We start from the raw sequence: 22,403 nt of genomic DNA, 5'->3' as shown, positions 1-22,403 counted from the left end.
CCGTAGTTACTATAAGGTTTACAGCGTGTCGAGTTTCGTCAGCACGGCTTCAAGCGCGGACTCTACCGGAATCTTGGCCGCTTCGGTTTCCCGACGGGCCTGCAATTCCACCACACCATCGTTCAGGCCGCGTTCTCCAACTGTTACACGCAGCGGCGCGCCGATCAGCTCCCATTCAGCAAACATCACGCCCGGGCGGGCATCGCGGTCGTCCAGGATGACGTCCACGCCGCGCGCCAGGAGGGATTCGTAGAGCTTTTGCGCGGTGTCACGCACGGTTTCACTTTTGCCCCAGCCGACCGGGCAGATTACCACTTCGAAGGGGGCGATCGCGCGCGGCCAGATGATGCCGCGGGCATCGTGGTTCTGCTCGATGGCCGCGCCCACGATGCGGGTCACGCCGATACCGTAGCAGCCCATTTCCAGGACGGCGGGCTTGCCGGTTTCGTCCAGGAAGGTGGCCTTGAGGGCTTCCGAGTACTTCTTGCCCAGGTAGAACACGTGGCCGACTTCGATGCCGCGCTGGATCGACAGGGTGCCCTTGCCGTCCGGCGAGGGGTCGCCGGCGACTACGTTGCGCAGGTCCGCCACCAGCTCGGGCTCGGGCAGGTCACGGCCCCAGTTCACGCCCTGGATGTGGAAATCTTCCTTGTTCGCGCCGCAGACGAAATCGGCCATGTTGGCCACGGTGCGGTCGGCAATGACGTGCACGGGACGGACGGTCTTGACCGGGCCCAGGTAGCCGGGCTTGCAGCCGAAGGTTTCGACGATCTCGGTTTCCGTGGCGAAGCGGAAGCCGGCCAGGCCGGGCAGCTTGCCGGCCTTGATTTCGTTGAGTTCGTGGTCGCCGCGCAGCAGCAGCAGCCAGATGTCGGCGCCTTTCTCGCCGTCGGTGGCCAGCACGATGGACTTGATCGTGCGCTCCAGCGGCAGGCCCAGCAGCTTGGCCACGTCTTCGCATTTGGCGGCGCCCGGCGTGGGCACTTCGGCCATGGCCTGGGCGGGCTCGGCGCGGGTCGGGTACAGGCCGGGGGCCTCGGCCAGCTCCATGTTGGCGGCGTAGTCCGAATCGGCGTTGTAGACCAGCAGGTCTTCGCCGGTGTCGGCGATCACCTGGAATTCGTGGCTGCGGGTGCCGCCGATCGAGCCCGTGTCAGCGGCCACGGCGCGGAATTCCAGACCCAGGCGGCCGAAAATGCGCATGTAGGCGTTGAACATGGTGTCGTAGCTGGCCTGAGCGCCGGCTTCGTCGCGGTCGAAGGAATAGGCGTCCTTCATGGTGAATTCGCGGCCGCGCATCAGGCCGAAGCGCGGGCGGCGCTCGTCCCGGAACTTGGTCTGGATGTGATAGAAGTTCACCGGCAGCTGGCGATAGCTGTGGATTTCGTTGCGCGCGATGTCCGTGATGACTTCCTCGGACGTGGGCTGCAGCACGAAATCGCGCTGGTGCCGGTCCTTGATGCGCAGCAGCTCGGCGCCGTATTGCTCCCAGCGGCCCGATTCCTGCCAGAGCTCGGCCGGCTGCACCACCGGCATCAGCAGCTCGATCGCACCCGCGGCATTCATTTCTTCGCGGACGATGGCCTCGACCTTGCGGATGACTTTCAGCCCCAGGGGCATGTAGGTGTAGATGCCGCCCGCGAGCTTGCGGATCATCCCTGCCCGGGTCATCAGCTGATGGCTGGCGACTTCGGCTTCGGAAGGGGCTTCTTTGAGGGTGTTGATGTGGTAGTTGGATGCGCGCATGTTTAAAGGTGGCTGCAGATACGTATAATCGATCGTAATTGTATTGAATTCGGTGGGGGTGGCCCATGCTTGACCGCGAAGGCTACCGCCCCAATGTCGGCATCATTCTCGTCAACGGTAGAAACGAGGTCTTTTGGGGCAAGCGTATCAGGGAACATGCCTGGCAGTTCCCCCAAGGCGGCATCAAGTATGGCGAAAGCCCGGTGCAGGCCATGTATCGCGAACTCCATGAAGAGGTGGGCTTGAAGCCCGAGCATGTCCGTATTTTGGGGCGTACACGCGATTGGTTACGTTATAACGTGCCCGATCACTTCGTCCGGCGTGAGTGGCGTGGCCACTATAAAGGACAAAAACAGATTTGGTTCTTGTTGCGCCTGGTAGGACGTGACAGTGACGTGTGCTTGCGCGCGACGCAGCATCCGGAATTCGATGCCTGGCGCTGGAGCCAGTATTGGGTGCCCCTGGATGCCGTGATCGAGTTCAAGCGCGATGTCTACACCCAGGCGCTGAACGAGCTGTCGGCTATCCTCTTCCGGCGCCATCACGAAACCCGCTACTTGCGCCAGCGGGTGCACGGGCAACGGGCAGCAGAGAATCTGCCTGAAGGAACGGACGGTCATGCGCATATTGTTGGTTGAAGACGAACGGGACATGGCGTCCTGGTTGATGCGCGCGCTCGCCCAGAGCGGGTTCGTGCCGGACCACGCGGCCGACGCCCGCACCGCCGAAGCCTTCATGGCCGGTACCGAATACGACGCCATCGTCATGGACCTGCGCCTGCCCGACAAGCACGGGCTGGTGGTGCTGCGCGAAATGCGCAACCGCGACGACCGCACCCCTGTGCTGCTGTTGACTGCCCAAGGCGCTCTGCAGGACCGCGTGCGCGGCCTGAACCTGGGCGCGGACGACTTCCTCACCAAGCCCTTCGCGCTCGAGGAACTGGAAGCGCGCCTGACGGCGCTGGTGCGCCGCAGCCGCGGCCGCCAGCATCCGCGCCTGCAATGCGGCTCGCTGTCCTACGACAGCGAAAGCCGCGCCTTCACCCTGGACGGCTCGCTGCTGTTCCTGACGCCGCGCGAGCATGCCGCCCTGGCCGCCTTGCTTACCCGCAGCGGCTATCCGGTGGACAAGTCCCAGCTGTTCGGCAAGGTGTTCACGCACGATAGCGAAGCCAATCCCGACGCCATCGAGGTGGTGCTGCATCGGCTGCGCAAGAAGCTGGCCGGCAGCGACGTGCGCATCGTCACCGTGCGCGGGCTGGGCTACATGCTGGAAAGCGTCGCCAGCGAGTCCGCGGAATCCTGAGTGAGGCTGCGGCTATCCGAGCTGCCGCGCGTGGGCATCCGCGCGCTGCTGATCATTCTGCTGCTGCCGGGCGTGATCGTGCTGCTGGTCGTGGACAGCGTGAACGACTACCGCACGCTGGCCGAGATCACCAACGAAGCCTACGACAGCGCCCTGGTCGAGCCTGCCCGGGTGCTGGAAAGCAGCCTGGAATTCACGCCTGACGGCAACCTGCAGGTCGCTACGCCGCTGTACGCGCAGGTGATGCTCGAGTCCCGCGCGGGCCTGCGCAAGTATTTCCGCATCGAAGAGATCGATCCGCCGCTGCCGGACGGAGCCGCCGTCCCCACCGAGCCGGGCAAGACCTTGCTCGGCATGCCGGAAATGCCGCGTCCGCCTGCCTGGCCGCGTTCCAACAGCCAGCCCGTTTTCTACGACAGCGTCTATCGCAACGATCCCGTGCGCGTCGTCGCGGTGGTGCGCGACCTGTACTACCAGGGGCAGCACCGCCAGGTGCTGGTCGTGGTGGCCGAAAGCACAGGCAAGCGCATCGAGGCCGAGAACAACGCCCGGCGCCAGGAAATCCTGCGCGACACGCGCATGCTGGCGCTGGTCGCGCTGCTGGTGTGGTGGGGCGTGTCGTGGGCGTTGAAGCCGCTGCGCCGGCTGCGCAACGATATCCGCGCGCGCCGCCCCGATGACCTGACGCCGCTGGACGCCTCGCGCGTGCCCAGCGAAGTGGCGCCGCTGGTCGATGCGGTCAATCACCATATCGCCCGCTACCGCCGCGTCCTCGACGAGCAGTCGCAGTTCCTGGCCGATGCTTCGCATCAATTGCGCACGCCGCTGGCCATCATGCTGACGCAGGCGCAGTACGCGCTGCGCGAACGCGATCCGGCCCGGGCGCAGGAGGGCCTGCGCGGCATCGTCGACCAGCTGGGCCGCACGCGCCGCCTGACTGAACAGCTGCTGTCGCTGGCTCACGCCAACCAGGCCGACCAGTTGCCAAGGCAACTGCTGGACATGAACGCCGTGTCGCGCGAGGTGGTGCTGCAGTACCTGCCGCTGGCGCATGAAAAGCAGCAGGACCTGGGCTGGGTGCAGGCGGGTTCCGAAGAGGGTCAGGAAACCCCCGCGCCGGTGTCGGGCAACGAGGCCGAACTGCACGAAGCCTTGTCGAACCTGGTGCACAACGCCATCCACTACGCGCCTGCTGGCGCGCGCATCACCGTGTCGGTCTGCTGCCGCGACAACCGCGCCGAGGTTGCCGTTTCCGACAACGGGCCGGGGCTGGACCCGATACTGCGCCAGCGCGCCTTCGCGCGTTTCGAGCGGGTCGGCACGGACAAGCCGGTCGCCTCGTCGGGCTCGGGCCTGGGGCTGGCGATCGCCCGCGCTTACGCACGCCGCAACGATGGCGACATCGAATTGCGCGACGGCGAACCGAACGCGCAAGGTGGCGTCGGCCTGGCTTCCGTGCTGTGGCTGCCGCTAGCGGCCATCGTCTCGCAATATCCTCGTCCGCTCGATGTCGAGCTCAAGGGCGATCAGTAACTTCTCCGCATTTCCGCATTCATGTGCGGCTTCCGTTCAGGGATAACCCCCGGATTCAGGAGCACGACAGCGCATAGAAAGCGGATTAGCAGCTTCCTTCCGTAATCTGCGTCCGGACCTGTCGTCAGGCACCGGGCGGCGCTCGTTCGAGCGTGTATCCCGGCGAGGCGTGCGGCCGCACTACGAAGGAGGATGAAGTGCAAAAGACAATCAATAGAAAGGACTATTACGGCGGAGCGCTGATGGTCCTCATTGGGCTGGGGGCGATTTACGGCGGCACCGACTATCACATCGGCACCCTGAGCCACATGGGCCCCGGATTTTTCCCGGCGGCGCTCGGCGGCCTGCTGGCGCTGACCGGCGTGCTGATCGCCATCTCGGCGCGTTCGGGCGAGTCGTCCGCGCCGCCGCCCGGCGACGGCCATGGCCACGGCCTGCCCGATTTCCGCGGCGGCGCCTGCATCCTGCTGGGCATCCTGGCCTTCCTGCTGCTGGGCCACTACGGCGGCTTGCTGCCCGCCACGTTCGCCATCGTGTTCATTTCGGCGCTGGGCGACCGCAACAACACGATCAAGCAGGCTCTGCTGCTGTCGATCGCCATGACCGTCATCGCGGTCGTCGTCTTCTGGTGGGCGTTGCAGTTGCAGCTTCCGCTGTTTCGCTGGGGTTGAAGCGCCATGATTTCTCAATCTTTGATGGACCTCTGGTACGGCTTCGGCGTCGCCTTCCAGTGGCACAACCTGATGTGGTCGTTCTTCGGCGTGCTGGTGGGCAACCTCATCGGCGTGCTGCCCGGCATGGGCGCGCTGTCGGCCATTTCCATTCTGCTGCCGCTGACCTACGTAATGCATCCGGTGCCCGCCATCCTGATGCTGGCCGGCATCTTCTACGGTTCGCAGTACGGCGGCGCCATCGGCGCGATCCTGCTCAACCTGCCTTCGCATCCGCCGCACGCGGTCACCTGCCTGGACGGCTATCCGCTGACCAAACAGGGCAAGGGCGGAACCGCGCTCGGCATCACGATGATCTGTTCGTTCTTCGCCGCGTCGGTGGGGATCATCGTCATGATCTTCGCGTCGCCGCTGCTGGTTGAAGTGGCGTTCAAGTTCGGTCCCACCGAGATCTTTTCGATCATGCTGTTGGGCCTCTTGGCCGGCGCCACGATGTCGCGCGGCTCGCCGCTCAAGGGCGTGGCGATGACCTTGTTCGGCCTGATGTGCGGCGTGGTGGGCACGGACGTGAATACCGGCACCATCCGCTTTTCGTTCGGGCTGCTGGACCTGTCCGACGGCCTGGAACTGGTGGCGATTTCCATGGGCCTGTTCGGCGTGGCCGACTTCCTCATGAGCGTCAACCGCATGACCATCATCGGCAGCGGCGCCAAGCTGCGCCTGCGCGACATGCGGCCCAGCAAGCAGGAACTCAAGACCGCGTTCTGGCCCATGGTGCGCGGCACGGCGGTAGGCACGCTGTTCGGCGCCATGCCCGGCACCGGCCCCACCATCACCACCTTCGTGGCCTATGCGCTGGAGCGCAAGATCTCCAAGACGCCCGAGAAGTTCGGCACCGGCATGATCGCCGGCGTGGCGTCGCCGGAAGCGTCCTCGCACTCCAAGACGCAGGTCGACTTCATCCCCACGATGAGTCTGGGCATCCCCGGCGACGCCGTGATGGCGCTGATCCTGGGCGCGCTGCTGATCCAGGGCATCCAGCCCGGCCCGCAGCTGATCACCGAGCATCCGGACATCTTCTGGGGCCTGATCGCCAGCTTCTGGGTGGGTAACGTGCTGCTCATGGTGCTGAACGTGCCGCTGATCGGCGTGTGGGTGAAGTTGCTGCAGGTGCCGTACCGCTACCTGTTCCCGTCGGCGCTGTTCTTCATCGCGGTGGGGGTGTTCAGCACCCAGAACAGTCTCTTCCAGATTTGGGAGGTGCTGGCTTTCGGTGTGATCGGCGCCATCCTCATGACGCTGGAATTCTCGGTCGCGCCCATCCTGCTCGGCTTCGTGCTTGGCCCCATGGTCGAAGAGAACTTCCGCCGCGCGTTGCTGCTGTCCCGCGGTGATCTGGCGGTGTTCGTGGAGCGCCCGATCAGCGCGTGGTTCATCGGCGCGAGCGCCTTGCTGGTGTTCCTGCAGGTGTGGGCCTTCCTGCGCCGCAACAAGAACAAGGGCAAAGGCAAGCCCGAGGTGCCGCAGGCGGCCTGAGCGCTTTTCCGTTTGTCTGCACGCGGCCCGGCCATATGCCGGGCCGTTTGATTTGTGCGGCGGCATCCCTCATGCTTGAGGCTTCCCGAGCCTGCACACAGAGCCACCATGCACATACTCTTTGCCTGTCCCCACCATGATCCCGCCGCCTGGGTTCCGCTGCTGGAAGCCGCCATGCCCGGATGCCGCATTTCCGTGTGGAATCCGGACGGCCCGCCCTCGGGCGCGCAGGCGGCGCTGGTGTGGCGTCCGCCGGCCGAACTCTTCAAGCACGAAACCGGCCTGACCACGCTGTTCAATCTGGGCGCGGGCGTCGACGCCTTGCTGAAGATGCCCGAGATTCCGCCGCAGGTGCGCATCGTCCGCCTGGAAGACGCGGGCATGTCGGTGCAGATGGCGGAATACGCGCTGTATGCGCTGCTGCGCGTCTCGCGCGATTTCGAAGCGTTCGACCATGCGCAGGCGCGGCAGCATTGGGACACCCGTGAAGGTTCGCGGCAGGCGGACTGGCCGGTGGGCGTGCTGGGCCTGGGGCAGGTAGGCGCCAGGGTCGCTCAGACCCTGGCCGAATTCGGCTACCCCGTGGCGGGTTGGTCGCGCACGCCGCGCGAGATTCCCGGCGTCGAAACCTTTGCGGGAGCGGCCGCCTTGCCGGCGTTCCTGGCCCGCACGCGCTTCCTGGTGAACGTGCTGCCGCTCACGCCGGACACGGTCGGCATCCTCAACCGCGAAACGCTGTCGCAACTGCTGCCGCATGCGCATCTGGTCAACGTCGGCCGGGGCGAGCATCTGGTCGAGGACGATCTGGTGCAGATGCTCGAAGAAGGCGAGATCGACGGCGCCACGCTGGACGTCTTCCACACCGAGCCCTTGCCCAAGGACCACGCGTTCTGGCGCGATGCGCGCGTGCATGTGACGCCGCACATCGCGGCGCGCACCTTGCGCGACGAGAGCATCCGCCAGATCGCGGGCAAGGTCGCGCAGCTGCAGCGCGGCGAAGCCATCACCGGCGTGGTGGACCGCTCGCGCGGCTACTGAGCCGGCGGCAGCGGAGCCTTTTCCAGCCGCTGATACATCGCGGGCAGGCGCTCCGACAGGAAATCGAGCAGGGCGCGCACGGCGGGCATCATGCCCCGCCGCGACGGATAGATGCAATGCACGATGCCCTCGGGCGACTGCCATTGCGGCAGAACCTGCACCAGCTGGCCGCGCCGCAGCTGTTCATGCGTGGCGATCGAGGGCAGCAGGGCGATGCCGCGGCCGCGCACCGCGGCCTCGGTCAGCACGATGAAGTCGTTGCATGACAGCTGCGGCTTCAATTCCACGTGCACCTCTTCACCCTTGTCGTTGCGTAGCGGCCAGCGCACTTCGTTTTGCGGATCGCTGAAGCTCAGCGTGGTGTGCGTGGCGAGATCCTGCGGGCTGTCGGGCGTGCCATGGCGCTGCAGATAGCTGGGGCTGGCGACCAGCGTGCCGCGCGCCGTGCCGAAGTGGCGCACGACCAGTTCGGCGTCGGTATCCAGCTTGGTGCGCACGCGCAGGGCCAGGTCCACGCCCTCGCGGATCAGGTCCACGCGGCGGTTGGTCACCAGCAACTGCACCGACACGGCGGGCCAGGCGTCCAGGAATTCGGGCAACAGCGGCGACAGCACGTCCTGCGCGATGGACACGGGGCAGCTCACGATCACGGGGCCGGTGGGCTCGGCCTGCAGTTGCCGCATGGCGTCGTCGGCGGCGCGCGCCGATGCGGCCATTTCGCGGCAATAGTGCAGATAACGCTCGCCGGCCGAGGTCAGGCGCAAGCGCCGCGTCGTGCGCTGCAAAAGACGCACGCCCAGGCTTTCCTCCAGGTGCGAGATCCGGCGCGACAAGCGGGATTTCGGGATGTCCAACACCCTGGCCGCGGCGCTGAAGCCCCCCTGTTCGACTACCTGGGAAAAGTAGTAGAGGTCGTTGAGATCTTGCATGATTGTTCTATTCCTGGAACGAATAGTTCATCATAACCGGATTTATGTGAACAATTAACCCGTCTACAGTGACGCCATGCACTCGGGATCTGATCAAAGCCTACGGATCCTGACCGCCCGCAGCGAGCGGGCCCTCACTGGAGAAATTTGCAATGAAGACCCTGGTTATCCTTTCCTCTATTCTCGGCGATCGTTCCAACAGCAAGCAATTGGCCGATCACCTGATCAACCGCGTCAAGGCGTCTAATCCGGCCGCGGCCATCAAGGTTCGCGACATCGGCGCCCAGCCCATCCCGTACTTCGACGGAAACACCGCTGGCGCGCTGTTCACCCCGGCCGATGCCCGCAGCGTGGACCAGCAACGCCTGGTTGAGATGAGCGATGCACTGGTAGCCGAATTGATGGAGGCCGATCGCGTGGTCTTCGCCGTTCCGGTCTACAACTTCAACATGCCCGCCCAGTTCAAGAGCTATCTCGATCATCTCGCCCGCGCCGGCGTCACCTTCCGCTATACCCCCGAAGGCGTGCCCGAAGGCCTGGTCAAGGGCAAGCAGGTGTTCGTGCTGACCGCTCGCGGCGGCAAGGCCGAAGGCACGCCTTCGGACACGATGACGCCTTACCTGCGCCAGATGCTGGCCTTCCTGGGCATGACCGACGTCACCTTCATCGCCGCCGAAGGCATGGCCATGGGCGAAGTGGCAGCGCTGGAAGGCATGGCGCAGGCCAAGCAGCGCATCGACGCGCTGCTGCCCGCCGCGCAGCAGGACAGCCTGGCCGCGTAAGCGCAGGCGTCCAAAGCAAAAGGCGAGCCTCGCGGTTCGCCTTTTTTCTTGCCGCAAGGGCAGGGCTCAGTCGCGCAGGCGCTTGATCAGGCTGGAGGTGTCCCAGCGGCCGCCGCCCAGCTTCTGCACGTCGCCATAGAACTGGTCCACCAGGGCCGTCAGGGGCAGGCGCGCGCCATTGTGGCGGGCTTCGGCCAGCACCAGGCCCAGATCCTTGCGCATCCAGTCCACCGCGAAGCCGAAGTCGAACTTGTCGTCGACCATGGTGCCGCCGCGGTTCTCCATTTGCCAGCTCTGCGCGGCGCCCTTGCTGATCACGTCCAGCACCAGCTTCATGTCCAGATCGGCAGCCTGGCCGAAGGCGATCGCCTCGGACAGACCCTGCACCACGCCTGCGATGCAGATCTGGTTGACCATCTTGGCCAGTTGGCCGGCTCCGGGCGGACCCACCAGCGTGACCGCGCGGCCGAAGCTCTGCGCCACGGGCTTGATCGCATCGAACACGGCTTGTTCACCGCCGCACATGATGGTCAGCACGCCGTTGACCGCGCCGGCCTGCCCGCCCGACACCGGCGCGTCGACGAAATTCAGGCCCAGGTCCTTGGCCTGCGCGTAGAGTTCGCGCGCCACGTCGGCGGACGCGGTGGTGTGGTCGACGAAGACCGCGCCTGGCGTCATGCCGGCGAACGCGCCGTCGGGACCCAGCACCACGCTGCGCAGGTCGTCGTCATTGCCGACGCAGGCGAACACGATCTGCGCGCCGGCCACGGCTTCGCGCGGCGTGGCTGCGCTCTTGCCGCCGAACTCGGCGACCCAGGCCTGGGCCTTGGCCGGCGAGCGGTTGTAGACCGTGACGTCATGTCCCGCACGCGCCAGATGGCCGGCCATGGGCAGGCCCATCACGCCCAAACCGAGGAAAGTGACTTTCTGGGGTACGACAGCGTCGTAGCTCTTGGTACCGATCGTTGCCATGCAGGGGACTCCGCTTTATGTGATTGGGGCCATCAGGGGCGCTGGCGCCAGTAAACAGGCCCTAACCTTAACGCAATCAAAAGCCCGCGGCGAGTCCATCGCGCCGGCTGTCGCTGGCGCTGACATACCCGTCCACCGCCGGGTCGCCCAGGCGCCAGATGAACTGTCCCGAGCCGAAGTCCATGTAGGGATCCGCCATGCTTTCGAGCACGTGGCCGCGGGCGCGCAGCCCCTCGGCGACGGCCGCGGGCAGGCCGGCCTCCGCGTCCAGCGACAGCCCATGGTTCCATTTCCAGCGAGGCGCGTCGCAGGCGGCCTGCGGCTGCTGGCCGTAGTCCAGCATCCGCACCAGCGTCTGCACCTGCCCCTGAGGCTGCATATTGCCCCCCATGACCCCAAAACTCATGACGGGTGCGCCATTGCGCATCAGGAAGCCCGGGATGATGGTGTGGAAGGGGCGCTTGCCGCCCGCCACCGCATTGGGGTGGCCAGGGTCGGTGCTGAAGCAATGGCCGCGGTTCTGCAGGCTGACGCCGGTGCCTGGGACCACCACGCCGGAGCCGAAGCCCATGTAGTTCGACTGGATGAAGCTGACCATCATGCCGCACTTGTCCGCGGCCGTCAGGTAGACCGTGCCGCCGCGCGGCGCGTGGCCGCTGGCGTGGGCCTGCGCCGCATTGGGGTCGATCAGGCGCGCCCGCTGCGCCAGATAGTCCGCGGCCAGCATCTGTTCGGGCGTGACCTGCATGTGCTGCGCGTCGGCCACGTGCGCGTAGACATCGGCAAACGCCAGCTTCATCGCCTCGATCAGCAGGTGCTGGGTTGCGGGGTGATCCACCGGACGGGCCGCCACGTCGAAGTTCTGCAGGATGCCCAGGGCGATCAGGGCGGCGATGCCCTGGCCGTTGGGCGGAATCTGATGCAGCGTGTGGCCGCGGTAGGCTTGGCTGATCGGCGCCACCCACTGCGGCGCGTAATCGCGCAGATCCGCCAGCGTCAGCGCGGCGTCGTGGGCCTGGGCATGCGCCACCAGCTTGTGGGCGGTCTCGCCTTCGTAGAAGTCACGGCCGCCGCTGGCCGCAATGCGCTTGAGCGTGGCGGCCGCGCCTTGCAGCAAGAAGTGCTCGCCGACCTGCGGTGCGCGGCCGCGTGGCAGGAAATGCTCGGCAAAGCCTGGCTGCGGCTGCAGGAGGTCGGCCTGCGCCGCCCACTTTTCCTGCACGATGGGCGACACGGCAAAGCCGCGCTCGGCATATTCGATGGCGGGCGCCAGCACATCGGCAAAGGACAACCGGCCCAGCCTTTCATGCAGGGCGGCCCAGCCCGCCACGCAGCCAGGCACCGTCACGCTGTCCCAGCCGCGCGTCGGGATGGCGCCCTGGTGCTTGCGCCGGAAGTAATCCATGTTCCAGGCTGCCGGCGCCGTACCCGAGGCATTCAGGCCATGCAACTTCGAGCCGTCCCAGACGATGGCGAAACAATCCGATCCCAGCCCGTTGCTGACCGGCTCCGTCAGGGCCAGCGTGGCGGCCGCGGCGATCGCCGCGTCGACGGCGTTGCCGCCTTGCGCCAGGATCCGCAAGCCTGCCTGGGCGGCCAGCGGCTGCGAGGTGGCAACCACGTTGCGTGCGAACACTGGGTGCCGGGTGGTGGGATAGGGGTTGTTCCAGTTGAAATTCATCTCGAATCATCGCGTGGGGTAAACCCCTAGCTTAACGTACGCGAACTGCGTTTGAACATAACCCGTATTGAGTTGTATTGATTGGTAGCGTCTATCGGACCGAATACCGTGCGCGCAAAGAAAAACCCCCGAGGCGGAACCCGGGGGTTTTCAGGGCGGGACTGCCGCAGCGAGGCGGCAGGCTGCGCTTTAGTCTTCTTCGACGAAGGTCTCTTCGCGCTTCTTGCGGATCGCCGGCAGGGCCACCAGGATCACCAGGAAGACGGCGACGGCCAGCAGCGAGGCCGACAGCGGACGCGTCACGAAGGTCGTGAAGTCGCCGCGCGACAGCAGCAGGGCGCGACGGAAGTTCTCTTCCATCATGGGGCCCAGCACCAGGCCCAGCAGCAGCGGTGCGCCTTCGCACTTCAGCTTGGACCACACGTAGCCGATGATGCCGAAGATGGCGGTGGTGAAGATGTCGAACGTGTTGTAGTTCAACGAGTACACGCCGATCGTGCAGAAGACCAGAATCGCCGGGAACAGGATGCGGTAGGGTACTTTCAGCAGCTTGACCCACAGGCCGATCAGCGGCAGGTTCAGCACCACCAGCATCAGGTTGCCGATCCACATCGAGGCGATCAGGCCCCAGAACAGCTCCGGGTGGCTCGTCATGACTTGCGGGCCGGGCTGGATGTTGTGGATGGTCATCGCGCCGACCATCAGCGCCATCACGGCGTTACCCGGGATGCCCAGGGTCAGCAGCGGGATGAACGAGGTCTGGGCAGCGGCGTTGTTCGCCGATTCCGGGCCAGCCAGGCCGGCCGGGTGGCCCTTGCCGAAGCGTTCCGGATTGCGCGAGATCTTCTTTTCCAGCGTGTAGGAAGCGAACGACGACAACACGGCGCCACCGCCAGGCAGGATGCCCAGGGCCGAACCCAGAGCCGTGCCGCGCAGCACAGCGGGGGCGGCTTCCTTGAATTCCTGCTTGTTGGGATACAGCGAGCCGATCTTGTCGGTGATGTCGACGCGGTTTTCCTTCTGCTCGAGGTTGGTCATGATTTCGGCGAAGCCGAACACGCCCATGGCCACGATGGCGAAGTCGATGCCGTCTTGCAGTTCGGGGATGCCGAAGTCGAAGCGGGCGACGCCCGAGTTCACGTCGGTGCCCACCATGCCCAGCAGCAGACCCAGCAGGATCATCGCGATGGCCTTGGGCAGCGAACCCGAAGCCAGCACCACGGCGCCGACCAGGCCCAGGCACATCAGCGAGAAGTACTCGGCCGGGCCGAACTTGAACGCGACTTCAGCCAGCGGGGGCGCGAAGGCGGCCAGCAGCAGCGTGGCCACGCAGCCTGCGAAGAACGAACCCAGCGCGGCGATTGCCAGCGCGGCGCCAGCACGGCCGTTGCGGGCCATCTGGTGGCCGTCCAGCACGGTCACCACCGCGGACGTTTCCCCTGGCAATGCCACGAGAATTGCCGTTGTGGAGCCGCCGTATTGGGCGCCGTAGTAGATGCCTGCCAGCATGATCAGGCCGGCCACCGGGGGCAGCACGTACGTGATCGGCAGCAGCATAGCGATGGTCGGGACAGGGCCGATGCCCGGCAGCACGCCGATCAGCGTGCCCAGGATGCAGCCCAGCAAGGCATAGGCAAGGTTCTCGGGCGTGAACGCCACCGAGAAGCCCAGCATGAGGTTGTCAAACAATTCCATGGCCGAAGGCTCCTTAGTTCATGCCCAGAAACGACGGCCACAGCGGGAAAATCAGCCCCAGCCCCTTGACGAATGCCAGATACGAGAACACCACCAGGAAGATGCCGTTGGCGACGGCGACCTTCAGGCTGAACTCATGGCTGGCCAGGCTGCTGACCACAACCAGAACGAATACCGAGATGTAGATGCCCAGCAGTTTGAGGATGAAGCCGTAGAGCACGACCGATCCGACCACCAGGAACACGATGCGCCAATCGAACTTGTCGACGTGGGTTTCGTGCGCCTTCTTGGACATCGAGCCAAGCAGCACGATGGCGCCCAGCAATGCCAGAACTATGCCTAGCCAGAAAGGAAAATACCCTGGGCCCATTCGGGCGGCAGTACCCATTTGGTAGCTGCTGGCCTGCCAGGCGAATCCCAGTCCAAGGGCGATGAACATCACCCCCGACCAGAAGTCCTGTCGATTGCGTAGCTGCATGATTGGTTGGCTCCTGTTTACAGCATGTAGATAAAAAGGTCTGTGGCCAATCCCGCCGACAGGCGAGTGACAGGCACAAAAAAGGCACTTCGGGGTGCCATTTGTTCTTATGAAAGGTAAGGCTGGGATTCTTGAAAGGGCGAATGGTAATGGACGCCCGCCACGCTGCAAACCCTGTAAGGTCGGTGAAAGGCTGGGGTTTTCCCTAGAATTCGGGAACTCCCGACCCCGAGTTGTAACGGGTCAGGAAGTTTGAGGGCTTTTTGAAAGCTAAGTGAAAGTTTATAGAAAGAAAGACGAAAGCAGGATCGGCCGGATGCGTAGCTTTCGAATGAGGGAGGGATAAATCCTACTGAATATTGCCGGGTTTCTCACCTTGCGTGAAGAGACCCCGTTCAACTCAGGATGGTTTACGATAGCGCCCATGCTGCAAGATCTAGACCAACTCGCCGCCCGCATAGGGCAACTGGTGCAACGCACCCGGCAACTCCACGCAGAGCGTGACGCGTTGCGCCAACGCTTGAACGAAACCGAAGCTGAGCAGCGTGTGCTCAAGCAGCGCGCCGCCGAGCGCGAGGCCGAAATCGTCACGCTCCAGAGCAAGCTTCAGGATCACGACGGCGCGGTCACCTCCATGCTCGAGCAAGCCCAGCAGGCCGAGGCCGCGCTGCGCGAGCAACTGGCCCGCGAAACCTCCGAGCGCCAGTCGCTCGAGTCGCGTTTCTCCGCCCGTGAAACCGAATTGCAGGGTAGCTTGCAGACCCGCGACACCGAATTACAGCGCTTGCGCGTGGCCGCCGCATCGGCCCGCGAGCGCATCGACGCCGTGCTGGCCCGCCTGCCGGGCGCACCGTCTGGAGAGCAACACTGATGGAACGCGTAGATGTCACCATACTGGGGCGCGACTATTCCCTGGCGTGTTCCGCCGAAGAGAAGCCGACGCTGCTGGCCGCCGTGCGCCACGTGGACCAACTGATGCTGCGCATCCAGGGCACGGGCAAGGTCTCCAGCAATGAACGCATCGCCGTGATGGCCGCGCTGCAAGTCGCGGGCGAGCTGCTCGCCATGAAAGCGCCCGATGGTCCGCTGGGCGGTTTGGCGGTCGGCGACTTCAAGCGTAGAATCGAGGACATGAACGCAGTACTCGATGACGCCTTGTCGGGTCAGGAAAAACTGCTCTGACAGTTCATAAAGCAGTATTCAAGTATTTTCAGTTTGTCCCTGCCGTGTTCGTGACTAGGCCATACATTCTCTGAACCTATGTCTTTTGGCATATTGGTTGCGGGAGTGCAGAGCTGGAGTGATCGTCTCCTGTAGACGAACCCGACGCTCTTCGGAACGCGACCACCTTGAACCTCAGGGTTCGAGATGCCGGCCTTGACGGCACAGGCGGGGCATCTATCCCAGCGGGCCTGCCATAAGAGCAGGTCCGCCTCGGGCGCCTCCCCACTCCCCTTCGTCCTCCCTCTAGGACCAGTCCATGTTCAAACACCCTGTTTTCTCGCTGACCAAACTCGGCGCGGCGTGCGCAACCGTGGCCGCTCTGAGCGCCGCGCCGCTCGCCCATGCGCAGACCCAGGCGCCCGCCGCCGCAGCGGAAGCGTCGGCCAGCCGCGCCCCGGAACTGACTCTGCAGGCCAATGCGTCTTCTGAAGTCAAGCAGGACACGGTCCGCATTTCCCTGTCCGCCGAAGTCGAGGCGCCCGACCAGCCCGCCGCAGGCAAGAAGCTGAGCGCGGCGTTGGACGACGTGGTCAAGCGTGCGCGCGACACCAAGGGCGTGGAAGTGCGCACCGGCGGCTACAACGTCTGGCCGAACACTTCCAGCAAGGGCAAGATCGGTTCGTGGCGCGGCCAGGGCGAAGTGATCCTGGAATCGAAGGACTTCGAAGCCGCGGCCGCTCTGGCGTCCAAGCTGTCCGACAAGACCGCCATCTCCAACATCAGCTTCCTGCTGTCGCGCGAAGTGCGCGAGGCCGAAGAGCGCAAGCTGCTCAAGGAAGCCGCGCAAGCCTTCAAGGACCGCGCGCTGGCCGCAGCCAACGCCTTCGGTTTCTCGGGCTACCGCCTGTCCAAGTTGGAACTGGGCGGCTCGGGCGGCCCCGTGCCGATGCCGCGCATGATGGGCGCCGCGGCCATGGCCAAGGATGCCTCGGGCGGCTATAGCCCGGACGTCCCGCTGGAAGCGGGCAACGTCACGGTCAGCATCGCGGTCAACGGGACGATCGTTTTGCAGTAAGGCTGAACATGATGGCGCCCAGGGCGACCATCGGCACGGACAGCCACTGTCCCATGCTCAACCCGCCCGCGAGCAGGCCCAGGAAGTTGTCTGGCTCGCGGGTGAATTCCACCAGGAAGCGGAACGTTCCGTAACCCATCAGGAAGAGCCCGCTCACCTGGCCCAGCGGGCGCGGTTTGCTCGAAAACCACCACAGCAGTGCAAACAGCACGATGCCTTCCAGGCCCAGTTCATAGAGCTGCGAGGGGTGGCGCGGCAGTCCGTCGCCGCTGCCCGGAAACACCATGGCCCACGGCACATCGGTGGGCCGGCCCCAGAGTTCGCCATTGATGAAGTTGCCCAGGCGGCCAAAACCCAGCCCCAGCGGAATCAGCGGCGCGATGAAATCGCTGACCGCGAAGAACGGCAGCTTCTTCTTGCGGGCGAACAGCAGCATCACCACGATCACGCCGATCAGCCCGCCATGGAACGACATGCCGCCCTGCCACAGGTACAGCACTTCCAGCGGATGGGACAGGTAGTAAGAGGGCTTGTAGAACAGCACATAACCCAGCCGTCCGCCCAGCACCACGCCCAGCACGCTATAGAAGATCAGGTCTTCCAGATCCTTCACGTTCAGTGACGTAGTGTGGCCGGAGGTGATGCGGCGGCGTCCCAGCAGGTACACCAGGGCGAAGCCCACCAGGTACATCAGTCCGTACCAGTGGATGGCAAGCGGCCCGATCTGCAGGGCGACGGGATCAAATTGGGGATATTGCAGCATGTTCTGCCCGACACAATAAAGTTGAATGATAATAACCGGCGAACATTGAAGATTCGCGCGCAAGCGAGCCAGTTCCCCCGGGGCGGTTGCCATGTCCGAGCCCCGGCGGCCGACAGGAGACAGACCATGCCGAACAACGATCGTTCCCGCCACATCACCCACGGTGTCGCGCGCGCGCCCAACCGCGCCATGTATTACGCGCTGGGCTATCAGGAAGCCGACTTCGAAAATCCCATGATCGGCGTGGCCAATGGCCATTCGACGATCACGCCTTGCAATAGCGGCCTGCAACGCCTGGCCGATGCGGCCATCGACGCCATCCGCGCATCGCAGGCCAATCCCCAGGTATTCGGCACGCCCACCATTTCCGACGGCATGTCCATGGGCACCGAGGGCATGAAGTACTCGCTGGTCTCCCGCGAGGTCATCGCCGACTGCATCGAGACCGCGGCGCAAGGACAGTGGATGGACGGCGTGGTCGTGATAGGCGGCTGCGACAAGAACATGCCCGGCGGCATGATCGCACTGGCCCGCACCAACGTGCCTGGCATCTATGTCTATGGCGGCACCATCAAGCCCGGCCACTACAAGGGCAACGATCTCACCATCGTCTCCGTCTTCGAGGCCGTGGGCGAATACACCATGGGCCGCATGCCCGAAGAAGATTTCAAGCAGATCGAGAAGTGCGCGATTCCCGGTTCCGGGTCCTGTGGCGGCATGTACACCGCCAACACCATGAGTTCCGCGTTCGAAGCCATGGGCATGAGCCTGCCGTACTCCAGCACCATGGCCAACGAGGACGAGGAAAAGGTCGCCTCCGCCGCGGAGTCTGCGCGCGTGCTGGTCGAGGCGGTCAGGAAGGGCTTGCGCCCGCGCGACATCATCACGCGCGAATCCATCGAAAACGCGGTGTCCGTCATCATGGCCACGGGCGGCTCCACCAACGCCGTGCTGCATTTCCTGGCAATCGCGCATGCCGCGGAAGTGCCGTGGACCATCGACGACTTTGAACGCATCCGCAAGCGCGTCCCTGTCCTGTGCGACCTGAAACCGTCCGGCAAATATGTCGCGACCGACCTGCATCGCGCCGGCGGCATTCCGCAGGTCATGAAGCTGCTGCTCAATGCGGGTCTCCTGCACGGCGACTGCATCACCATCACCGGCAAGACCATCGCCGAGACCCTGGCTGATGTGCCCGACGCGCCCCGGGCGGACCAGGACGTCATCATGCCGCTGGACCGGGCGCTGTATCCGCAGGGTCATCTCGCCATCCTGAAAGGCAATCTCTCCCCCGAAGGCTGTGTCGCCAAGATCACCGGCCTGAAGAATCCCGTCATCACGGGCCCGGCGCGCGTCTTCGATTCCGAAGACGACGCCATGACGGCCATCATGGCGCGTCAGATCCGCGATGGCGATGTGGTGGTCATCCGCTACGAAGGACCCAAAGGCGGCCCTGGTATGCGCGAGATGCTCGCGCCCACCTCCGCGCTGGTCGGCCAGGGGCTGGGCGAAACGGTGGGGTTGATCACCGACGGCCGTTTTTCCGGCGGCACCTGGGGCATGGTCGTGGGCCACGTCGCGCCAGAGGCTTTCGTGGGCGGTCCCATTGCGCTGATCCGCGAGGGCGATTCGGTTACCATCGATGCCCACAAGCTGCTGTTGCAGCTCAATATCAGCGACGAAGAAATGGCGGCTCGTCGCCAGGCCTGGGTGCAGCCCCGGCCGCGTTATACACGCGGTGTGCTTGCCAAGTTCGGCAAGCTCGCCAGCACCGCGAGCCGTGGGGCAGTTACCGATGCATTTGAAGAGTAGTCTGTTGTTGGCCGCCGCCTGCGTCCTGGGCGCGGGGGCGGCGCAAGCGCAAACCACCGGGTTGGATCTGGCCAAGAACAAGGCCTGTATGGCCTGCCACCAGGTCGAAGCCAAGCGCGTCGGCCCGCCGCTCAAGAGCGTGGCCGAGCGCTATGCGGGGCAGGGCGAAGCCATGGTCGATTACCTGGCAGGCAAGATCCGCGGCGGCGGCCGCGGCGCCTGGGGCGCCGTGCCCATGCCCGCGCAAACCCAGGTCAGCCCGGACGACGCCCGCGCGCTCGCCGAATGGATCTTGTCGCTGGCTCCCCCCAAGCAGTAGTCTTGTTCTCTCGCGCTCCAAGCACAAAGCCGGAGCGCCGGGCCGCATTCCGCGGCCCTTTATCAGGAAGGAATCGTCATGGCAGAACAACCCTCTCCGGGCAATGAGGTCGCGGTACTTGGCGGCGGCTGCTTCTGGTGCGTCGAAGCGGTGTTCGCCGAGCTGCGCGGGGTCAAGAGCGTGCTGCCCGGCTACAGCGGCGGGCATGTGGACAATCCCAGCTACGAGCAGGTCTGCGGCAAGGACACGGGACACATCGAAGTGGCCCGCATCGAGTTCGATCCCGCTGAACTGTCCTACAGCGACTTGCTGCGCGTATTCTTCGCGACCCACGACCCCACCACGCCGGGCCGCCAGGGCAATGACGTCGGTCCGCAATACGAATCCGCCATCTTCTGGCAGAACGAGGCGCAGCGCGAGCAGGCCCAAGCCGTCATTGCCGAGGTCAATGCCCAGCAAATCTATGATGCGCCCATCGTGACGCACGTGCTGCCGCCCGCGAAGTTCTGGCAGGCCGAGGACTACCACAGCAACTACTTCGCCCTGCATCCCGAGCAAGGCTATTGCCAATTCGTGATCGCGCCCAAGGTCGCCAAGTTCCGCAAGCAGTTTCAGGACCGGCTGCAAAAGTAGCAGGCAAAAAAAACCTCACCACAAGGTGAGGTTTCAAAGCCAGCGCCGATGCCCGAGCACCGGGCGCTGGCGGGGGAAGTCTTTATTCGACGGTCTTCACCACGCCGCGCCGCATCTGATCCAGTTCGATCGACTCGAACAGGGCCTTGAAGTTGCCTTCGCCGAAGCCGTCGTTGCCCTTGCGCTGGATGATCTCGAAGAAGATCGGGCCGATCTGGTTTTCGGTGAAAATCTGCAGCAGCAGGCCGCCGCCGGGGGCGCCGTCCAATAGGATGCGGTTCTTCTGCAGGCGCGCCACGTCTTCGCCGTGGTTCGGCAGACGGCGGTCCAGCAGCTCGTAGTAGGTTTCGGGCGTGTCCAGGAACACCACGCCATTTTGGCGCAGCGCCTCGATGGTGGCGTAGATGTCTTCCGTGGCCATGGCGATGTGCTGGATGCCTTCACCGCGGTACAGGTCCAGGTATTCCTGGATCTGGCCTTTCTCTTCCGTGCCTTCCTCGTTGATCGGAATGCGGATATTGCCGCAAGGCGAGGTCATGGCCTTGGACTTCACGCCCGTCACCTTGCCTTCGATGTCGAAATAGCGCACTTCGCGGAAATTGAAGAGGCGTTCGTAGAACTCGGCCCACTCGGCCATGCGGCCCTTGTGCACGTTGTGCGTCAGGTGGTCCACCAGCGTCAGGCCGGCGCCGCGGTGATTCAGGTCGGCTTGGGCGTTTTGCGGATCCACGGGCACGAAGTCCACGTCATAGATGCTGATGTCGCCGATACCGCCGTGGCCGTCCTTGCCGCTCCAGCGATCCACCAGGTAGATCAGCGAATCGCCGATGCCCTTGATCGCCGGAATGTTCAGTTCCATCGGGCCGCTGTGCGAATCGAAGCCCCACGCGCCCAGTTCCAGGGCGCGCTTGTAGGCGGCGTTGGCATCTTGCACACGGAAGCCGATCGCACAGATCGACGGGCCATGCAGGCGCGCGAAACGCTGGGCGAAGGAATCCGGTTCTGCGTTGATCAGGAAGTTCACGCCGCCTTGGCGGTACAGGGTCACGTCCTTGTGGCGGTGCTTGGCGATGGCCTTGAAGCCCAGCAGTTCGAACACCTTGCGCAGCGCGGCGGGATCCGGCGCGGCATATTCAATGAATTCGAACCCGGCGGTACCCATCGGGTTGTCCCAGGGTTGGAAAGCGCTGCTCATAAGTCTGCTCCCTTGCATCGTTTTTAAGGACGACTTGTTCTTCAAGTCTAGACGGAGATTGTAGGAAGGAACGACGGGCAGACAATTGCAAACATGTCGCGAAAGCCATTGAGTTGAGCAATAATATTGCCGGATAGAAAATATTAAGGGCTGAAAATGTCTGACATTGAGCTGGATAGGACAGATATACGGATTCTGGCCGAACTGCAGCGTGACGGTCGCCTCAGCAACCAGGAGTTGGCCGACCGTGTGTCGCTGTCGCCCAGCCCCTGTTTGCGGCGGGTCCGCCGGCTGGAAGAGAAAGGCTTCATCAAGAAGTACGTCGCCCTGATCGACGCGAAGAAGGTCGGCTTGGGCCTGCTCGCCTACGTAAACATCCGTCTGAACAAGCACAGCGGATCCAGTCATGCTCCCATGAGCGACTTCGCCCGCGATGTGCAGCTATGGCCGGAGGTGGTGGAGTGCTACGCCATGTCCGGAGACATGGACTACCTGCTGCGGATACAGGTTGCCGACCTGGCGCATTTCTCCCGCTTCGCCATGGATACGCTGATGCGCCATCCCGCAGTGGTAGACATGCGTTCATTCTTCGCCCTTCAGCAGATCAAGGAAACCACAGAGCTCCGGCTTTAGCTATGGCCTTCAGCCACTCTCTATATAGGTACCGCTCTTTGGGGTTTGCAGTGAGGTTGTGCTGGACGAGCAGTGCGTCCCCCAAAAAAAAACCTCTAAAAAAAGGGTGTCACCTTCGCAATCCCGCCAAAATTCCGTGCTATAGTCTCGCTCCTTCGCGATTCGGGCAGTTTTGAAGCGCGAAGCCAAGCAAGCACGCGGGTTAGCTAAGGGAAACCAAGCCGGCCTGCCGCCAGGGCAGCAGCGATGTTGCCCAGCGGTTATTGCAAGGATTGCAACAAATTAGGCAGAAGCCAGTTGCGTAATCTGCAAAAATCGTGCTATAGTCTTGGGCTTGGCTGGTGATGTTTATTAAGGGTTATCCCTTATATCGCTAGCCTCCAGGCGGTAACCGATCTCGGGTCTGAAGCGAAAGCGGCGGCGATGGGGTTGCAGGATGAGGT

Annotated in this window: 22 protein-coding genes and 1 other RNA gene; 15 read left to right on the top strand and 8 right to left on the bottom strand. The window is 64.2% G+C overall.

Translation table 11 applies throughout. The features are described from left to right. Window positions 1-18: 18 nt before the first annotated feature. The gene (locus N5C88_RS17530) at window positions 19-1,746 is read right to left on the bottom strand and encodes a proline--tRNA ligase (RefSeq protein WP_054458515.1); all 1,728 of its coding nucleotides are present in this window, start codon (window positions 1,744-1,746) and stop codon (window positions 19-21) included. 65 nt (window positions 1,747-1,811) lie between these two features. Between N5C88_RS17530 and N5C88_RS17525 the strand changes: the two genes are divergently transcribed. The 6 genes from N5C88_RS17525 (at window position 1,812) to N5C88_RS17500 (ending at window position 7,829) form a co-directional block, all read left to right on the top strand. Further along, window positions 1,812-2,384 (top strand): RNA pyrophosphohydrolase, encoded by a 573-nt coding sequence (locus N5C88_RS17525; protein WP_042796390.1) that lies wholly within the window; start codon window positions 1,812-1,814, stop codon window positions 2,382-2,384. Next, a complete protein-coding gene (locus tag N5C88_RS17520) occupies window positions 2,365-3,051 on the top strand; it encodes a response regulator (RefSeq protein ID WP_008157866.1) in 687 nt (228 codons plus the stop codon). The genes N5C88_RS17525 and N5C88_RS17520 overlap by 20 nt, the downstream gene beginning before the upstream one ends. A 30-nt stretch (window positions 3,052-3,081) precedes the next feature. Then, window positions 3,082-4,584 carry a sensor histidine kinase gene (locus N5C88_RS17515; RefSeq protein WP_118932597.1) on the top strand — a complete coding sequence of 501 codons (1,503 nt, stop codon included), beginning with the start codon at window positions 3,082-3,084 and terminating at the stop codon, window positions 4,582-4,584. A gap of 242 nt (window positions 4,585-4,826) precedes the next feature. Continuing rightward, entirely contained in the window at window positions 4,827-5,255 is a 429-nt protein-coding gene (locus N5C88_RS17510; protein ID WP_118932598.1) for a tripartite tricarboxylate transporter TctB family protein, read from the top strand. 6 nt (window positions 5,256-5,261) lie between these two features. Next, window positions 5,262-6,791, top strand: coding sequence for a tripartite tricarboxylate transporter permease (locus N5C88_RS17505; RefSeq protein WP_059373021.1), 1,530 nt, complete (start codon window positions 5,262-5,264; stop codon window positions 6,789-6,791). A 108-nt stretch (window positions 6,792-6,899) separates the two neighbouring features. Next, window positions 6,900-7,829: a glyoxylate/hydroxypyruvate reductase A gene (locus N5C88_RS17500; RefSeq protein WP_059373023.1), complete on the top strand. Its 930-nt coding sequence runs from the start codon at window positions 6,900-6,902 to the stop codon at window positions 7,827-7,829. Here the strand turns inward: N5C88_RS17500 and N5C88_RS17495 are convergent. Further along, a complete protein-coding gene (locus N5C88_RS17495; RefSeq protein WP_059373024.1) occupies window positions 7,823-8,758 on the bottom strand; it encodes a LysR family transcriptional regulator in 936 nt (311 codons plus the stop codon). The genes N5C88_RS17500 and N5C88_RS17495 overlap by 7 nt on opposite strands. Before the next feature lie 152 nt (window positions 8,759-8,910). Between N5C88_RS17495 and N5C88_RS17490 the strand changes: the two genes are divergently transcribed. Beyond that, on the top strand, window positions 8,911-9,540 hold the full coding sequence (locus N5C88_RS17490; protein ID WP_059373026.1) for an NAD(P)H-dependent oxidoreductase: 630 nt from the start codon (window positions 8,911-8,913) through the stop codon (window positions 9,538-9,540). A 66-nt stretch (window positions 9,541-9,606) separates the two neighbouring features. Here the strand turns inward: N5C88_RS17490 and N5C88_RS17485 are convergent, their stop codons facing one another. The 4 genes from N5C88_RS17485 to N5C88_RS17470 all read right to left on the bottom strand — a co-directional run bounded on the left by N5C88_RS17485 (window position 9,607) and on the right by N5C88_RS17470 (window position 14,366). After that, window positions 9,607-10,512 (bottom strand): NAD(P)-dependent oxidoreductase, encoded by a 906-nt coding sequence (locus N5C88_RS17485; protein WP_118932590.1) that lies wholly within the window; start codon window positions 10,510-10,512, stop codon window positions 9,607-9,609. 76 nt (window positions 10,513-10,588) lie between these two features. Then, window positions 10,589-12,193: a gamma-glutamyltransferase family protein gene (locus N5C88_RS17480; protein WP_280015888.1), complete on the bottom strand. Its 1,605-nt coding sequence runs from the start codon at window positions 12,191-12,193 to the stop codon at window positions 10,589-10,591. 189 nt (window positions 12,194-12,382) lie between these two features. Continuing rightward, window positions 12,383-13,888, bottom strand: a complete 1,506-nt coding sequence (locus tag N5C88_RS17475) for a tripartite tricarboxylate transporter permease (RefSeq protein WP_054458528.1) — start codon at window positions 13,886-13,888, stop codon at window positions 12,383-12,385. A gap of 13 nt (window positions 13,889-13,901) precedes the next feature. Then, window positions 13,902-14,366 carry a tripartite tricarboxylate transporter TctB family protein gene (locus tag N5C88_RS17470; RefSeq protein WP_059373032.1) on the bottom strand — a complete coding sequence of 155 codons (465 nt, stop codon included), beginning with the start codon at window positions 14,364-14,366 and terminating at the stop codon, window positions 13,902-13,904. A 424-nt stretch (window positions 14,367-14,790) separates the two neighbouring features. Here N5C88_RS17470 and N5C88_RS17465 point away from each other — a divergent pair, with 424 nt between their 5' ends. From N5C88_RS17465 to N5C88_RS17450, 4 genes are all read left to right on the top strand, one after another. Next, window positions 14,791-15,237, top strand: coding sequence for a hypothetical protein (locus tag N5C88_RS17465; RefSeq protein ID WP_054458532.1), 447 nt, complete (start codon window positions 14,791-14,793; stop codon window positions 15,235-15,237). Beyond that, window positions 15,237-15,548, top strand: a complete 312-nt coding sequence (locus N5C88_RS17460) for a cell division protein ZapA (RefSeq protein WP_006388757.1) — start codon at window positions 15,237-15,239, stop codon at window positions 15,546-15,548. Before N5C88_RS17465 ends, N5C88_RS17460 begins: the two co-directional genes overlap by 1 nt. 33 nt (window positions 15,549-15,581) lie before the next feature. After that, window positions 15,582-15,766: non-coding RNA, 6S RNA (gene ssrS, locus N5C88_RS17455), on the top strand. Window positions 15,767-15,846: 80 nt separating this feature from the next. Next, on the top strand, window positions 15,847-16,605 hold the full coding sequence (locus N5C88_RS17450; RefSeq protein ID WP_118932592.1) for an SIMPL domain-containing protein: 759 nt from the start codon (window positions 15,847-15,849) through the stop codon (window positions 16,603-16,605). Here N5C88_RS17450 and lgt read toward each other — a convergent pair. Beyond that, window positions 16,580-17,368, bottom strand: coding sequence for a prolipoprotein diacylglyceryl transferase (gene lgt / locus N5C88_RS17445; RefSeq protein WP_059373036.1), 789 nt, complete (start codon window positions 17,366-17,368; stop codon window positions 16,580-16,582). The two genes, N5C88_RS17450 and lgt, sit on opposite strands and share 26 nt — an antisense overlap. Before the next feature lie 126 nt (window positions 17,369-17,494). On the opposite strand from lgt, the gene ilvD reads away from it, so the two are divergent. From ilvD to msrA, 3 genes are all read left to right on the top strand, one after another. Further along, window positions 17,495-19,180 carry a dihydroxy-acid dehydratase gene (gene ilvD, locus N5C88_RS17440; RefSeq protein WP_280015887.1) on the top strand — a complete coding sequence of 562 codons (1,686 nt, stop codon included), beginning with the start codon at window positions 17,495-17,497 and terminating at the stop codon, window positions 19,178-19,180. Beyond that, a complete protein-coding gene (locus N5C88_RS17435; protein WP_280015886.1) occupies window positions 19,164-19,499 on the top strand; it encodes a c-type cytochrome in 336 nt (111 codons plus the stop codon). Before ilvD ends, N5C88_RS17435 begins: the two co-directional genes overlap by 17 nt. Before the next feature lie 78 nt (window positions 19,500-19,577). Beyond that, window positions 19,578-20,132, top strand: coding sequence for a peptide-methionine (S)-S-oxide reductase MsrA (msrA, locus tag N5C88_RS17430; protein WP_059373039.1), 555 nt, complete (start codon window positions 19,578-19,580; stop codon window positions 20,130-20,132). Between the two features lie 82 nt (window positions 20,133-20,214). On the opposite strand, the gene hppD is transcribed toward msrA, so the two are convergent. Further along, window positions 20,215-21,327, bottom strand: coding sequence for a 4-hydroxyphenylpyruvate dioxygenase (hppD, locus tag N5C88_RS17425; RefSeq protein WP_059373040.1), 1,113 nt, complete (start codon window positions 21,325-21,327; stop codon window positions 20,215-20,217). Window positions 21,328-21,483: 156 nt separating this feature from the next. Here hppD and N5C88_RS17420 point away from each other — a divergent pair, with 156 nt between their 5' ends. After that, window positions 21,484-21,960: an Lrp/AsnC family transcriptional regulator gene (locus N5C88_RS17420; protein WP_054458545.1), complete on the top strand. Its 477-nt coding sequence runs from the start codon at window positions 21,484-21,486 to the stop codon at window positions 21,958-21,960. Window positions 21,961-22,403 lie beyond the last annotated feature (443 nt).

It is taken from the genome of Achromobacter sp. GD03932 (assembly GCF_029839485.1).
In the GTDB taxonomy this organism is placed as follows: domain Bacteria; phylum Pseudomonadota; class Gammaproteobacteria; order Burkholderiales; family Burkholderiaceae_B; genus Achromobacter; species Achromobacter bronchisepticus_A.
Note: the sequence above shows the minus strand (reverse complement) of the source record. Positions and strands in the feature narration are given on the sequence as shown.

Excerpts from the sequence above, each read along its gene's own strand:
- N5C88_RS17530 (WP_054458515.1), bottom strand. The coding sequence starts at position 1,746 with ATGCGCGCATCCAACTACCACATCAACACCCTCAAAGAAGCCCCTTCC.
- N5C88_RS17525 (WP_042796390.1), top strand. The coding sequence starts at position 1,812 with ATGCTTGACCGCGAAGGCTACCGCCCCAATGTCGGCATCATTCTCGTC.
- N5C88_RS17520 (WP_008157866.1), top strand. The coding sequence starts at position 2,365 with ATGCGCATATTGTTGGTTGAAGACGAACGGGACATGGCGTCCTGGTTG.
- N5C88_RS17510 (WP_118932598.1), top strand. The coding sequence starts at position 4,827 with ATGGTCCTCATTGGGCTGGGGGCGATTTACGGCGGCACCGACTATCAC.
- N5C88_RS17505 (WP_059373021.1), top strand. The coding sequence starts at position 5,262 with ATGATTTCTCAATCTTTGATGGACCTCTGGTACGGCTTCGGCGTCGCC.
- N5C88_RS17500 (WP_059373023.1), top strand. The coding sequence starts at position 6,900 with ATGCACATACTCTTTGCCTGTCCCCACCATGATCCCGCCGCCTGGGTT.
- N5C88_RS17495 (WP_059373024.1), bottom strand. The coding sequence starts at position 8,758 with ATGCAAGATCTCAACGACCTCTACTACTTTTCCCAGGTAGTCGAACAG.
- N5C88_RS17490 (WP_059373026.1), top strand. The coding sequence starts at position 8,911 with ATGAAGACCCTGGTTATCCTTTCCTCTATTCTCGGCGATCGTTCCAAC.
- N5C88_RS17485 (WP_118932590.1), bottom strand. The coding sequence starts at position 10,512 with ATGGCAACGATCGGTACCAAGAGCTACGACGCTGTCGTACCCCAGAAA.
- N5C88_RS17480 (WP_280015888.1), bottom strand. The coding sequence starts at position 12,193 with ATGAATTTCAACTGGAACAACCCCTATCCCACCACCCGGCACCCAGTG.
- N5C88_RS17475 (WP_054458528.1), bottom strand. The coding sequence starts at position 13,888 with ATGGAATTGTTTGACAACCTCATGCTGGGCTTCTCGGTGGCGTTCACG.
- N5C88_RS17470 (WP_059373032.1), bottom strand. The coding sequence starts at position 14,366 with ATGCAGCTACGCAATCGACAGGACTTCTGGTCGGGGGTGATGTTCATC.
- N5C88_RS17465 (WP_054458532.1), top strand. The coding sequence starts at position 14,791 with ATGCTGCAAGATCTAGACCAACTCGCCGCCCGCATAGGGCAACTGGTG.
- N5C88_RS17460 (WP_006388757.1), top strand. The coding sequence starts at position 15,237 with ATGGAACGCGTAGATGTCACCATACTGGGGCGCGACTATTCCCTGGCG.
- N5C88_RS17450 (WP_118932592.1), top strand. The coding sequence starts at position 15,847 with ATGTTCAAACACCCTGTTTTCTCGCTGACCAAACTCGGCGCGGCGTGC.
- lgt (WP_059373036.1), bottom strand. The coding sequence starts at position 17,368 with ATGCTGCAATATCCCCAATTTGATCCCGTCGCCCTGCAGATCGGGCCG.
- ilvD (WP_280015887.1), top strand. The coding sequence starts at position 17,495 with ATGCCGAACAACGATCGTTCCCGCCACATCACCCACGGTGTCGCGCGC.
- N5C88_RS17435 (WP_280015886.1), top strand. The coding sequence starts at position 19,164 with ATGCATTTGAAGAGTAGTCTGTTGTTGGCCGCCGCCTGCGTCCTGGGC.
- msrA (WP_059373039.1), top strand. The coding sequence starts at position 19,578 with ATGGCAGAACAACCCTCTCCGGGCAATGAGGTCGCGGTACTTGGCGGC.
- hppD (WP_059373040.1), bottom strand. The coding sequence starts at position 21,327 with ATGAGCAGCGCTTTCCAACCCTGGGACAACCCGATGGGTACCGCCGGG.
- N5C88_RS17420 (WP_054458545.1), top strand. The coding sequence starts at position 21,484 with ATGTCTGACATTGAGCTGGATAGGACAGATATACGGATTCTGGCCGAA.